Here is a 14270-nt window from a genome sequence, read left to right on the forward strand (position 1 = left end):
CCCTCTCAACCCGCGTCCGTGCGGAGCATGTCGGTCGCGTGCCTGGCGAGCCACACCGGGTTCTGGGCCAGGATCGAGGCCAGGTGCGCCGACGTCAGGCCCCAGGCGGGCAGGCCCGGGGCGGTCGGCGAAAGGGCGCTGTTCGCGGCCACCAGCACCTGTGGCGGCGGACCGCCGGCGACCGGCTGCAGGTGCTTCCAGTTCAGGTCGTCCCAGGTACTCAGCGCGGGGGCGGGCGCGGCCGGGTCCTCATCCAGGTCGAGCCCGAAACGTAGTTGGCCGGGACGCTCCATGAAGCAGAAGAAGAACCCGGCATCCGTGTCCGTGCCGACCGCGTCCTCGGGAGTCATCTCGAAGCCGAACAGCGACACGTCCGGGTCCAGTCGTCCATGGATCACCGGGTAGCGAGCCTCGCCGTCCTCAACCAGAGTGCGGCGGCGGTCCGCGTCCGCCCCGGTCCACGCGCCTCGCTGGGCGAACACGATCGTGTCCGGGAACTTGACCAGCAGCTCGCCCCTCACGACGAGCACGAGCAGCCCGGACAACTGTGGGGTGTTCGAGCCGAGGTCGTCCGCCCATCGATGCAGTTCGGAGATGTCAGGTGGGCGATCCTCGCCGGCGTCCGTGGCGTCGAAGAAGCGTGCGAAGTAGGTCCCGCACTCGTCCGTCGGGTACTCGTTCCACAGCAACTCGCGGGCGAACTCGGTGTTGACCCCGGCCAGCAGCGACTCCACGAAGCGGGTGTTGGGCACCATGAGTGAGATCGACTCGTCGGGCAGGCCATCCAGGTTCGGGATGATGTAGTCCTGCGACAGTCTGCGCAGAGGATCGAACAGTGCGTCGTCGAATGTCGGATAGGCCAGCACGGAGCGGAGTCGGCGGGTCTCGGCCAGACTGGTGGCAAGGTGGCCGACGCCACTGAGTACGTGCGACAGCCGGGCGGGCATCGACACTGTCGGCAGTAGCTGCGCCACTACCTCTTTGGCCAGTGCTGTCGGCTCGGTCAGCACCGCGGCCGCCGGAGGGGCGGGGCGTGCGGCGGCCAATGCCGTGAAGCCGGTGAGAGCGGAGACGAAGGCGGCTCCGGTGTCCAGCCCCGCGGTCGGCGCCAGAGCGGTCAGGCCGACCGCTGTCGTCGGTGCGATCACGACGTCCTGGTAGACCTTGCCATCGGTGGTCGTTCCGTAGTGCTCGGTGTAGGTCGCGGAGTCCATTCGCACCACTGTGGGGTTGGTGCCGAGCCCGATGGTCAGCGTGGTCAGCGAGGCGCTGAGGGCGAGTGCCTCCGTGCGTGTCTCTGCGGTCGTCGAGTCGCCCGGCGGAGGCAAGAGCGCGTCCAACCGCTGACTGATCCCGTCCCGAAGGCCGCTGAGGGTCAGGGCTTCCAGCGTGCCGGCCTGCCGCTGCGCCTCGATCTCGTCGCCGGTCAGGATCGGCAGCACGTCGCGGCCACGCGGCACCTGCGCGGCGACGGCCTCGGCCGCGGCGAGCACGAGGCCTGCTCCGATGCCGAGGACAGGGTCGAGGGCCGGCGGCGCGGTGGAGACCGCCTTGCCGGGGTCGAGGTTCAGCCGGTCCAGCAGCCCGGACCGGAACTGCGCCCCGTTGGCCGCGAGGGCATGTATCAGCGGACGGCCCGGCCGGGTGATCCGCCGGAAGGCGGGCGCCTGCGCCGCCGCGGGGACACGGCTGGCGTCGACCTCGCCGCGGACCGTCGTGTCCGATGACCCGGCCCGCAGCGCTGACTGGGCGGCCGCAGTCAGAGCTAGCACCCGGTCTGGGCCCGAGCCGAGAACGTGCTTGGCGAAGACCCGCTCGTTGGTGATCAGCGCGAGCTCGGCCTCGCGCAGCCGTTGGTTGACCGCGTTGAGCTGCTCGACCTGGGCCCACGCGCGTTCCATGTACTCCTCGTCCCGGTCGCGGACGATCTGGGCCCCGAGGCCAGCTGCCGCTCGGTTGCGCGGGTCCAGGTTCAGCTCGGCCAGCCAGCGGTTCGAGGGCGTGGTTGCGTTGGCTACCCGGGCCAGCCCGGCGTGCCGGCGTGCGTAGGCGGGGGGAGTGACGACCGGGTCCTCGTCGCCGTCGGCGCCCGAGTCGCGGTACGCGGCTGCCAGGTCGACGACCTCGCGGAGCTGGTCGACCACGGCCGGGCCGGGAGACGCCGGGTATGCGGTCCGGGTGGTGAAGTCGACGGGCGCGAGGGCGCCCTCGAAGCCGACGGTGGACCCGGCCGGCACCTCGACCCCGGCTCCGGGGGCGGAGATGTCCAGGTTCTGGGTGCCGAAGCCGGAAGCTTCGATCAGAAAGGCCTTCGGGCGCCTGGCCAGTACCTCGAAGTCGGCCAGCTCTCCGGTACGGAAGGCCCAGTCGTACAGCACCGGGAACCGGCGGGGTTGCCCCTGGCCCCAGGACGGCTGCTGGGCAGGGACGGTCCCGGCGGCCGCAGGGGTGCCCAGGCCGGCCAGGCGGCCGGCTTCGAACCCCGGCACGAGGAAGGCGTGGTAGCCGGTAAGCGGTTCGAGTCGCCTGGGCGAGACCAGGCGGGACAGCGCCAGGTCGGGGTGGGCGCCGACGTGGCCGTCGAGGCGATCCCCTGGGTCACCGGTCCGCAGGTCGCCGAGGGCCTGGACGTGTGCCCAGGCCCACGTCTCCGTGACGGGCGGCAGCGGGGCTCTGTCGTCGACCCCGAGGACGGTCAGCTCGCCAGGTACCGGGGTGAGAGCGTATTCGCCGTCGGCCAGGACAAGGAGCAGAAGCCATGGCCTCAGCCGGTGGTCGATGGTGGCTCGGGCCGGTGTGTACCTCCAGGGCAGGTCCTCGTCGTAGAACTCGACGTAGGCCAGCTCGCCAGGACTGGCGTTGACGCTGTCCCGGACCGGAACCGTGCGGACCACGGTGTCGGTCCGCAGACTCTTGATGTCGCCGGGGCCGATCAGTGACACCACTTGGCCCACCGCTGTCGGCGCCGGCGCCGGGGCACCGGCCGCCGGCACGCACTCCACGACGACCGACGCGGTCATGGTGGCACGATCCTTCGGTCCGGTGTCCGGTGCGGCGCCCAGATGATCCACCTGGTCGACTCGCACTGCGATGCCTCGCCGTGACCACGGCAGGAAACTGTACTCAAGCAGTTCAGTGGGCAACTTGTGCCTCCGGAACGATCTGCAGCCTGCGTCCGTCCCTCGGTACCTGGCTGAGCAACTGCTGGGCCTCGGTCCGTGACAGGAACGCCGTCCCGCTCGGCGCCGGCGTGCCGTCGGCGCCGAGCGGAACCAGGGAGTCCTTGGTAGTGACCGCGTAACGTGGCTCGTCGGCGGTGGCCGACAAGACGGTGCCGCGCTCGGCCAGCCTCTGCTGCGCACGGGCGGGAGCGCCGGCCCCGATCGCTCCGCCTGAGACCAGACGGGAGAAGGCCAGCCTCGGGACGGCCGACACCGGCGGTGGGGTGGGCGCGGACGGGTCAGGATCGTCGATGACGATCCGCTCATAGCTCTGGGGGCGGTACAGCACGGTGTCTGCCTGGAGGGTCTGCCCGGAGGCTGCTTGCACACCGTTCGGCCGTTCCTCGTACGCGGGGGCCCTGAGCAAGTCGTCGTTCGTGGAGGACGCTCCGGCGAACGTGGACGGCGCGAACGATGCCGTGACGTCACCGAACGGGACGCTGTCCGTGTCGATGCTCAAGGCGGTGATGGTGACCTGTGAGACGTCGCTCGGCGGTGTCTTGCCGACGAAACTGATGCTGGTCGCCAGCGGGATGAGGTTCTGCCGTGCCGACAGCAGCCCTGCGCTGTCGACCACCAGCGCACCGGTGGGCAGGGGCAGTAGCGCGACGCCTGCGGAGGCCGCCGAGGACAGCTCTGCTGCCCAGTTGAGCGGGTCGCGCAGCGCGGCGAGCACCTTGGGCAGGACCGGCTCGGACGGCAGGGTCGCCTCGTGCGCCTCTCCGAAGCTCGCCTCGACTTCGACGCTGATGGAGAAGAAGAGGATCCTGAAGCTTGCCCTGCCGTGTGCGAGCCATGGAGTGGGTCCGCGCAGCGAGAGGTCCAGGCTGAGCGAGCAGATGTCCGTACCGCCCGCAGTGACTGCGAGCCTGCCCCACATGTGCGCGTCGATGAGGAATGGCGCGAACTGCACCAGTACGTCAAAGCCGAGTTCGCCGCTGATCGAGAAGCCGTCGGTCCCGACGAAGAGGTCGAGCTGGGCGCCGAACTGGATGGTGTTGCTGGTGATCGCGAAATACAGCCGAAGGGTGAGCCGTGGGTTGTCCTTGAGCAAGGACAGGGTGAGTCGGCGCAGTACGGGCAGCTTGAGGTGGGCGGCAGGGGTGTAGCCGGGGTGGAATCCACCGATGGACGCCACGAGGTCAGGCTTCGCGCCCCAGCAGAGCCGGATCGCGAAGTCGCCTTCGACGCTGAGCTTGAAGTCGCCGTAACCGATGAACGAGTCGTAGATCGTGGCGTCGAAGTAGAGCAGGCTTGCCGCGATGTCGATCCCGCCGAGGAAGGCGACCTTGAGGTCGACCACTGCCTCCTCGGCGGTCGGCAGGGCCAGCCGCAGCACGCCGAGCAGGGCGATGTTCGGCTGGGGTGCGATCTCCAGCAGGAGCCCGAGCTTGAGCGTGACCAGCGCCGGGTTCATCCACTGGATCATCCCCACAGGGGCGATCAGGAAGTGCCCCTCGGCCTGGGGGAAGCTCTCTTCCAGGTCGCGGACTATGACGTCGATCCGGTTGACGATGTCGGTCGGGAACAGGAGCGAGTCGGCGGTTCCCGTCCGCAGCCCGTCTCGGATCCGGTCGACGTCCATCCCGCGGTTGAGACCGAGCAGGCCGCCCGCTCCGGAGAAGAAGAAGCCGTAGCCCAGCGGGATCGGCACCGGAAGCGTGACGGTCACCAGCATGAGCAGGGAGAAGCCTCGGGATCCATCGGGCCGCTTTGTGGTGACGACACCGATCGCCGTGAGCTCGAACTTGTTCAGCACCGAGATCTCGAGCGCGCCGACGTACCGGCCGCGAGCCTCGTCGACCAGCAGGAAGCCACCGAGCCGGATCGAGGAGGCGTCCAGGGACAAGCCGAAGCCGTCGGGAGGCTTGAAGCCGAGTACCGTGCCCGAGTCACCGATCGTCACCCGCAGGCCGACGCGGGTGACGGCGACCGCGATGGGACCCAGTTCGGCGCTGCCGGAGAGTGCGGCAACGACGTCGGTGGGCCGACCGAACACGGCGGCGACGTACAGCTCGCGCAGGAAGATCACGTCGAGGATGTCGAGGTTCAACGGGAAGGTCAGCGCGATCCCGTTGTCCAGGTCGCCCGGCCCGCCGTGCACCTCCAGCCGGTCGTTCCGGTAGGCGATCGCTGTGCTGAACCCGGCGGCGAGCTCCTCTGGGATGACCTTCGCGACGAACGAGTCTCCGTCCGAGCCGGCGATACGGACCGCGGCGTCGGTCAGCTCCACCGCCGCGCCGAGGGAGTCGACGACGAACCTCGGGCGACCGGCGGCGGCGTCCCAGAAGTCGAACGTGCCGAAGAACATCGCCCCGATGCCGCCGAGCTGGATCGCGCTGTCCGTTTCCCCACCGAGCAGTGGGTGCGCGGCATCAGGGCCGGCGATCCGCAGCCCGACGCCGACCACGTCTAGGCCCGGCGCGGGAGCAGCCGGAATCGCGGGGACAGCGCCCGGGCCGACCACCCATGCGGTGACGCCCCGATGGGGGCCGATCCAGCCCTGCTCGCCCACCATCACCGTGACCGTCGGGTCACCGGGGATCGTGACGAAGCCCTGGAGCCTGATGCCGAGCCGCCCGGCGTCCTCGGCGATGGACAGTGTCAGGCAGTCGGTGAGGTTGATGGTCGCCCCGGACAGAGCGGACTTGAGCGCACCCATCGCGATCACCGGTGGTGCGGGCAGGTCGGTGGGGATCTCCAGTGGCCCGCTCGCCTCGGTGACCAGGCTGGCTCCGTGCAGCACACTGCGGATACTCGGGTCGTTGAGCCACAGCGACTGCTTGAGCAGGTCGCCCACCTGTGGCAGGGCGTAGCGGGTGAGCAGCGGCAGCAGCCACGAGCCGGCGACCTGCAGGCCGCCCTCGGCCGTGATGGTGACGGCCGGCGTCGGCAGCAGGACGATCTCCAGGTTGCCGCTTGCTGCTTCTCCCAACGGAAGGACTCGGGAGGTGAGTCGGCCGCCTGCCACCCCGATCTCGAGCTCCGGGGCAAACCAGGCGAGCGGGTCGCCGACGTCGAGCCGTAGCCGAAGCAGCCCCTCGAGCTCGTCCAGATAGCCCAGCCGCGCCTCCACGACCTTGGCCGGGCCGGTGTCCAGCCCGGTCAGGGTGATCCTGACCTGGGGGTGGCCGGCGGATGCCCAGCCGAGCTCGGCGCCGAGCACACAGCCTGGCCGGAGGTCCATCTGCCAGCGGAGCCGGTCCTCGATCCGGTCGATCCGGTGGCCGGCGGGCAGCACGATGACGCCCGGCGACGTGGTGCTCGGGAACAGACTCCGGATGGCCCCGGTGATCGCCGCCGGATCGGTGACCTGGGATTGCAGCCAGCCTGGGTTGAGCATGGCGCGCAACCGCTGCATCTGCTCTCGACCGTTGAAGCCCTGCGCCGGGTCATAGATGCCGAGCTCCTCGGCCACCCGAAGGGCAACGTCGAGTAGCGGGTGGGACGATGCGGCCCCCAGCGCGTCGGTGATCTCCTGGAGCACTTTCGGCACCAGCATGCCGACCGCGCTGCCGAGCAGGTCGCCGAGCCCGGAGACGGTGGGTAGCAGTCGGATCGGGTTGACGTTCTCCGGCGTGACGACGAGTCGTACGCCGGTGGGGTCACGGCCGAAGTCGACGGTGAGGTCACCCCACTCCCCGGGCAGGGCGAGCCGGATGCTGACCGACCCCGCCCCGCTGACCTGCGTGTCTGTGGGCAGTGGCCCCGGGGGACGGATCTCGACGCCGAGAGTGACCGTGGCGTCGACCGGATCGGTGGTGCCACCGAACGCTCCGGAGAGGTCGATCCGCAACGGGTTACTGCCCGAGCTGCGGAGCAGGAAGCCGCCGGGGAGTGTGAGGCCCGGGCCGGTGCCCAGATCGAGCGCTCCGGAGACGAGCGTCAGCAGGTGGTCGAGTCGGTCGCCGTCCAGCAGTCCTGCCGCGGTGCCGAATGCGTCCGGTCGGCGCAGCCACGCCCCGGGGTCACGCACGAGCGCGCTGACCGGCGGCACGGTGATCCCGCCACCCGCCCGAGCACTGAGGAGCGCGCTCACCACCGCCGAGACCGAAAGGTCCGGGATCAGGTCGACGAGCCGGGCGCGGAACGGGGCCCGGTCCAGAGGCCGGAGGACCAGCGGCGTGGTGAGCCAGGGCTCGGCGGCCAGCGTGATCGTCGCGTCCGACGCCCGGCGCAGGACGACCGGTCCGGCCCAGAGCGACACGTCCAGCGTGGCGGCCAGGGTGCGGGTGTCCAGGTCGAGCCGGCCACCCAGGCGGAGCGGCCCTCCGAGGGCGATGTCAGTCGTGGTGGCCAGGCGCAGGACCATCGTTGTGTCGTCCATGGCCAGCAGCAGGGGCAGCTCGGGCAACGTCAGCACCAGCGAGCCGGCATCCAGGCCAGCCAGGTCCAGGCCTTGCGGGTCCGGGTTGCCGACAAGGTCCCGCAGCGCTGCGAGGAGCGCGGTGCGGCGCGTGACCAGGGTGCGGCTCGGCACGGTGGCCAGCTCCTCCAAGCCCTGGATCGAGGCACGCCGACCCTCGGAGGTGCCGCCCACGACACCGAGCGCGTCGAGCAGGCTCAAGGCCGCAGTGGCGGCCGGATCGGCCGATGCCGCCTCGAGCTCTGCGAGTACCGCGTCCAGACCGGACCGCAGGTCCGAATCCCCGAGATCGACCGTTGTTCGGGCGGCAGTGGCGTCTACGGCCGCTTCGACGAGTCGAAGCCACGGCTCGACCTGCAGCCCATCGGCCACGCCTGCTTCCGGTGTGCCGACGCCCGACGTGAAGGACCGGTGCGCGGCCACCCTTACGCCTGCCTCGACGCGCCGGACGCGGGCAGTGACTTCCCCGGCAGGCGCCGTACCGTGGCCGATCAGCCATCCATCCGGCCGGGACAGCGAGGTGCGGACCGTGACGGCGACGGGAGAGCGGGTCGGCTCGGCGGCCGAGTCGACCAGACGCAGCCGGGCCAAGTCCACCCGGACCGACGCGGAGAGCTCGACCCCTCCGGCCACTGTGTCCGGCGTGGACAGCCCCAGCCGCAGGCCCACGCCGAGGTGGGTCGGCGGGTCACCGCCTGCGCTCAGGCCGGCGATCGTGGCGCCGGACAGCAGGCCGAGCAGGTCGCCGGTGAGCTGGGAGCCGATCGCCAACCCTGGAGTGGGGTCAACCAGACCCGAGGGGGCCGCGGCGAACCAGTTCGACCGGACGCTGCCGCCCAGCTCGCCGCCCACGCCGTCCAAGAGGCCGGCGAGCCAGCGGGTGGTGGCTCCGAGCACGCTGTCGGCGACAGGCACAGCCACCGACGCGGCGACTCGCAGGGCATCGGCCAGGTCGTCCTCGACCAGCGGGCGCAGGTCGGAGCCCGCGTGAGGGCTGCCCAGCGTGACCAAGTCGGCGACGAGTTCCGGGTGTTCTGCTGCCACGGCCCTGGCGACCACGCCTGCGCTCGAGTGGCCGACCACCCGGACCGGCTGCCCGGCCAACGCCACGACGCGCTCGAGGACGCGGCGCAGCTGGTCGACCTCACTCACCGCGCTGTCCGGGAGCAGGTCCGCGGTGTACACCCCGCCGAGCGCCACGACCTGGGTCAGGTCCACCTCGGACGGATCGGGCAGCGCCCGCAGGTCGAAGTGCCGACCGGTCGCCGGCGGCGCACCGGTGATCGCGGCGATGAGGTCGTCGTAGATCGAGTGATTCGCGAACGGCGCCGCGACCAGCAGCACCGGGCCGGCGGCCGATTCGAGCCGTGCGGTCACCTGGCCGATCACCGCGGGATCGGTGGGCAGCAGGCCGTGCGGGGTGGTGACCGTCGTGCCGTGGGTCCAGCCGTCCGGCAGCTGGGAAGCCAGTGGAACCAGCCCGTCGCCGGCTCCGAGCCAATCCGCGAGGTCACCGAGTGCGGTGCCCAGGGCGTCCAGGTTGCGTCCGGCGAGCAGGGTGGCGAGCTCCGGACGGAAGGCCGAACCGGAGAGCAGCAGTTGGGCGAGTGACTGGCCGTCACCGACCTCATCGGCAAGGTCCGCGACCGTGGCGATCCATTGCGCGGGCGGTCCAGCCGGGTCGAGCCAGGCAAGGACGTCGACGCTGGTCGCCCCGTGGGTGGGATCGGTGGTCTCGTCGATCACCGGGACGACCCACGGGTCGTCGTAGCGGCCCGCGCCGCTGATGGACCGGAACGCCCCGAGGTCGGGCGAGGCGGCCGCGGTGAGCCCGCTCACGTCGGGTGGTCGGCCGTCCGGCAGGATCCGCCCGAGCAACCGCAACAGCTCGATGGCGAGCGGCGATCCGGTGACCGAGATCCCGGTGAGTACCTGGTCGAGGTGACCACGGAGCGCCCCGGCCGGGTCGTCGAGCAGCTGTTGGAGCTGGTCGACGCCGGTGATCAGGTCGGCAAGCACCGGCCAATCCGGCGGTAGATCGGGACGATCCCGGTGCAGGCCCAGTGCTGCGGCGATCACGTGCGCGGCTTCGCCGCCCCAGTCGCGTACCGCAGTGCCGACCAAGTGGCCGAGCAGCCGCAGAGCGTCGGCCCCCAGCCCCAGATCGGGCTGGAGGCCCGGCAGCGTCCAGTGGAACGGGCCGTACGCCGTCCCGTCCAGGGTCAGTGTCACACCGGTCAGGCCGACGTCGGCGGAAGGCGGCTCCCCCGGTCGCCAGCCGGCGCGCAGCCGGGCATTGGCGCAGCTCACCTGGAGCCCGCCAAGGGTGAACGGCTGGTCGGGGCTGAGGCCGACGGTGAGTTGGGACATGCCGATCAACGAGACTGACCCGTTGCCGGTGGCCGGCAGGTCCATCGCGAGTACTTCGATCAGCAGGGCACCGGCGAAGACACCGTCCGCCGCGCCCGCTCGCACGCCCAGTCGCAGGCGTTCCAAGCCTGTCGGGTCAGTGATGGCGCGGGCGTTCCACGCCGCCAGTGACAGCACAGCCGACCCGCCGACGGCGATCGGCGTGACCCACGGGTCGTCGACGGTTCCGGACCCACTGACATCCGGGGTCAGCCCGAGCAGGGCAGCCACCTCGGCGAGCAGGTGCGACCACGGGTGTGCGGCATCCGCGAGGATCTCGCGATGCAGCGTGCCCAGGGCAGCGGTCGGGCCACGGCCGAGTGCGGCGGGATCGAGCAGGTGCGGCGTGGTGGGGTCGGTGTCCGGCCGGCGCAGACCCAGTAGGGCGAGGAGGGCGCGGGCGAGGGACGAATCGCCGAACGCGTCCTCGAGTACGGTGCGGGCGACGTCGGCAACCACGCCGATGACCGCGTCCGCGTCGGTGAGATCGACCGTGCCGTGGTCTTGACGGTCCAGGACCACATCGGTGAGCGCAAGCCAGGGCTGGACTTGCCGGTCGGCAAGCCGGAACCCGGCCCGGACCGTACCGACCTGCACTCGAGGGGCGTCGTCCACGAGAGCCCCGCTGGTCGGACCGAGCAGGCTGACCGTGACGTCGGGGACGACCTCGGTCGACCGAGGCGGTGCTGTCGGGTCGACCGTCGTACCAGGCAGTGCGGGCAGCGGAATCCGCAGCACAGTGGCCGCCGCGGACAGGGCGACCGGCCCGGCCGCGACCTGTGCGTCCAGACCGATCACGAGCTCGCGGTCCGAGCCGACCGCGACGAGCAGGTCGAGGTCGACAACCGTGGAGTCCAGCAGGCTCGCACGGAACGGCTCGTCCGGCGTCCCTGCCCCGCAGACCGGCAGATCGTCGCCGATCAGCCCCGCGAGGTGGGTAACCCACGCTGTCAGGCTCTCTGGGCTGTCGACGATGTCGACCAGCCAGTCCGGCACGGCCTGCGGGTCGTCGAGCAGCTGCTCCAGCGGTAGCGGGGGAATCACGGCGGTGTCGTCGGCGTCCAGCCCCAGCAACTCGAAGAGGTGCGCGGCCAACCGGGACAGCCGCTCGTTACCCGCCGCGGCAGCCAGCGCCTCCACGCCCTCGCGCAGCAGCACCCGCAGAACGGTGACCAGGTCGGCGCCGATGCTTGCGGAATCCACGACGAGGTCGATCGGGTCGTCGGCCCCGAGCCGGAAGTCGTCGACGGTGACCCGTAACCCGGCCCGGACCCCGAGGGGAGCTGCCTCGTCCAGATGTACGGTGACAGCCGCCCCTATCGCGGTCATCGGCGAGTCGGGGTCGGTGAACGCCAGGGTCACGCCCACCTGGAGCGGCCCCGCGGCCGTGCCGGCGACCGCCTCCAGGCCGTCGGCGACGCTGACCAGTGGCAGCTCCACGCTCGCGCGTATCGGACCGATGTCATCGCTCAGGGCGCCGCTGTGCAGTGCTCCTGCGAGGCCGATCACGTCGTCCTCGACCGTGAGGTAGAGGTTGCCACCGACGGTGTCCAGCAGCGGGTACCGGCCCGGGGTCTGCGGGTCGGGTGGCAGAAGGTCGTCGAGCAGCCGCAGCAGCGCGGCTCGTTGGGTGGGGTTGGACAGGGTGTGCCGGACCGCGTCGAGCGGGTCGTCGAACCAGCGGGGCATGAACTGCCCGTCGCCGTCGGTCAGCCCGATCGCGCTCAGCAAAGAGGCGATCTGCGGGTTGACGGAGACAGCGAGACTCATCAGCGGCTCCCCTGAAGGGATGGGCCACGCACCGGTGCGGCGCTCTGATGCGCGACCCTTGGGCGGATGCTAGCGGCGGGCGCTTCGTCCGGTAAGGGTCGTATCCCATCCTGTGCCGGAACCGGCCGGAGTTGGTCTTCGCCGTCTGTGCGACGAGCGGCGAGAGGGGTGGTGCGCTCGCGGGCAGTTCGGGTGCAAGCTGGTTCCCGACCCGCCACGGGCCTGCCGTCCGAGCGGGCGCAGGCGGTGCGGCCGGCGCAGTCGCTCCCCAAGGAGGCGGGCGAATGAGCTCTATCGACGACATCCTGCTGGGGCTCGGACTGCTCGGCGTCCCCCCTCAGGCCCGCAACCTGCTGCGATGGCCGCCGCCCGCCCCCAGCCCGGTACGGCCACCGCCGCTGGTCGAGGGAGTCCTGGCCCACGCCAGGGGCGACCTGACCACCGATTCCTCGCTCAGGCCCCGCGCCAGTGCGATGCTCGGCCCGGGAGCGACCCTCGGTGGTCTCGCGGCCGAACTGACCGACCTCCTCACGACCATCAGCACACGCACCACGACCGCCGAGATCCCGGACCGGGCAACGGTCGCAGCAGCCATCGAGACCTACAGTTCGACCCACCTCACCGCCATGCCGGCGGACGTTCTGTACGTCGGCTTCCGGATGCCGCTCCCTGTCGAGATCGACCAGGCCACCGGCGACTGGGTCACCAACCTGGAGACCATCGCCCAGTGGGCCCAGGTCGGCGCGCCCGGTCGGCTCCACTGGCACGCCCCGGTGCTGCCCTTGGCGATCCCGGACCCTGACCGGCTGAGCACCGACGTGACCGCTGCTCTCGCGCCGCTCGCGGACGCCGCGGACCTCGGCGCCGAGCTCGCCACGCGCATGTTGCGCAACCCCTATGAGCCGGTGCTGTGGATCATCGAGGTGCTGCGCCAGGTGCACCGCACCCGTCCGGCTCAGCAGTTGGGGCTGGTCCTGGAGATCTGCGGAGGCATGGTGGATCACCAGGCCGAGCTGCTCGCCGGCACGACCGGCGGCAACGCGGTGCTGCGTCGGCTGTGGTTCGCGCTCGAGCCGGTCGACGCCACGACACTGGGAACTGCCCAGCGGGAGGCCGTGCTGCGCAGCCGCCGACTGCTCGCCCTCGCGCTGGGGCTGGCGGCCACCGTGCCGCCGGTGGCGGACACCTGGCAAGGGCCGCTGCACGCCGGGCCCAGCGTGCAGCCGCGTGAACCGGTGCTTCCGGAGGCCGCCCGCAGACTGGCCGCCCGTCTGGCACCGCCCGGCTCACTCGCCGCCGTCGAGTCCAGCAGAGGGGAGCAGGTGATCGTGCTCGGCCGACAGCTCAGCGCCGGCACGCGCGGTGACTACAAGGGATACACCGGCCCTATGCACGCGGGCCGGCTGCTGACCGCGTCGTTCGTCGCCGCACACCGCGCCGAGATCAACCCTGGCGGCGACCCGCGAATCGACGCCAGGGCCCACGTCGTGGGGGCGATCTCCCCGAACGAGGGCCTGCTGGACGCGGCGCGGCTGCGCGACCGGGGGATCCTGTCCACCGGGCTGCAACAGTGGACCGAGCATCAGAACGACGAGGCCACGGTGTTGTGGGATCACTTTCGCGGGCTCGCCCCCGACCACTTCGACCTGCACTTCGGCCTCTACCGGATGCTCACACGGATCTGGGGGCGCACCGAGACCGCGGTCTCCCCGGTGCCCTCGGCAGCCGTGCTCGCAGCCCACAATCCGTGGGCGGACCCAGCGGTGGTGGCCGACCCGCTCGGCTTGCCGGCCGCACCTGACGACCACTTCGCGACCTACGCCACGCTCTACCGGCTCGACCCTGGTACGAAGGTGCGGATGCAGCAGGCCAGCGCCGCCTCGATCGGTCCACGGTTCGAGTACTTCGGAGGCCATGGACCGGCCGGAGCCCGTGTGTTCGACAACGAGTGGGCCGCCCGGGCCAGACTGACCGCTCTCGTCTCCGTCCCCTACCGGGTCGCCGAAATGCAGGTCGCGTGCAGGAGGTTCGACCGGGTGCGGCGGGACGCCGGAACCTTCAGCGTGCCGGGTGCGCCTGCGCCGGTGGGAGGCGGTCCCGCGCCCAAACTTGGGGTCGACGCGCTGCTTACCACCCAGTACGGGGTCGCTCTGGTGCTGGACCACCACATCAACGCTCCGGGTAACGTCAGGGATGACCTGGAGACCGCCGTCGACACCACGTCGGGGCCGGCGTTCGACGCCGCAGGCGACCTTCGGGATACGTGGATCGTGAAGCTGGCCGCCCGATACCAGGTGGTCCGACGCTTCCCGGACCAGAAAACCAAAGTAGATCGTGACGAGTTCATCAATAAGCTTTCGGCTGCGGTCCTGTCCCGGGCGGCGGGATCGTTCACCAGCTGGTGACCATGACGCGAGCATGCGTAGCGCTCCGCTGCGACGGGGAACACTTGAAGTCAAGAGTCTCGGAGCCTCAGGTGCGGAGTCGGCGGCAGCAGATGTCTA

General features: G+C 71.0%; 3 protein-coding genes. 1 reads left to right on the top strand and 2 read right to left on the bottom strand.

Annotation, left to right across the window (positions count from 1 at the left end; all coding sequences use genetic code 11):
* Window positions 1-5 precede the first annotated feature (5 nt).
* Window positions 6-3020 carry a hypothetical protein gene (locus AC068B_RS21160; protein WP_478673189.1) on the bottom strand — a complete coding sequence of 1005 codons (3015 nt, stop codon included), beginning with the start codon at window positions 3018-3020 and terminating at the stop codon, window positions 6-8.
* Between the two features lie 112 nt (window positions 3021-3132).
* On the bottom strand, window positions 3133-11766 hold the full coding sequence (locus AC068B_RS21165; protein ID WP_478673190.1) for a DUF6603 domain-containing protein: 8634 nt from the start codon (window positions 11764-11766) through the stop codon (window positions 3133-3135).
* A gap of 284 nt (window positions 11767-12050) precedes the next feature.
* Here AC068B_RS21165 and AC068B_RS21170 point away from each other — a divergent pair, with 284 nt between their 5' ends.
* On the top strand, window positions 12051-14171 hold the full coding sequence (locus AC068B_RS21170; RefSeq protein WP_478673192.1) for a hypothetical protein: 2121 nt from the start codon (window positions 12051-12053) through the stop codon (window positions 14169-14171).
* Window positions 14172-14270 lie beyond the last annotated feature (99 nt).

The organism is Streptomyces sp. NPDC042371, from assembly GCF_056437465.1.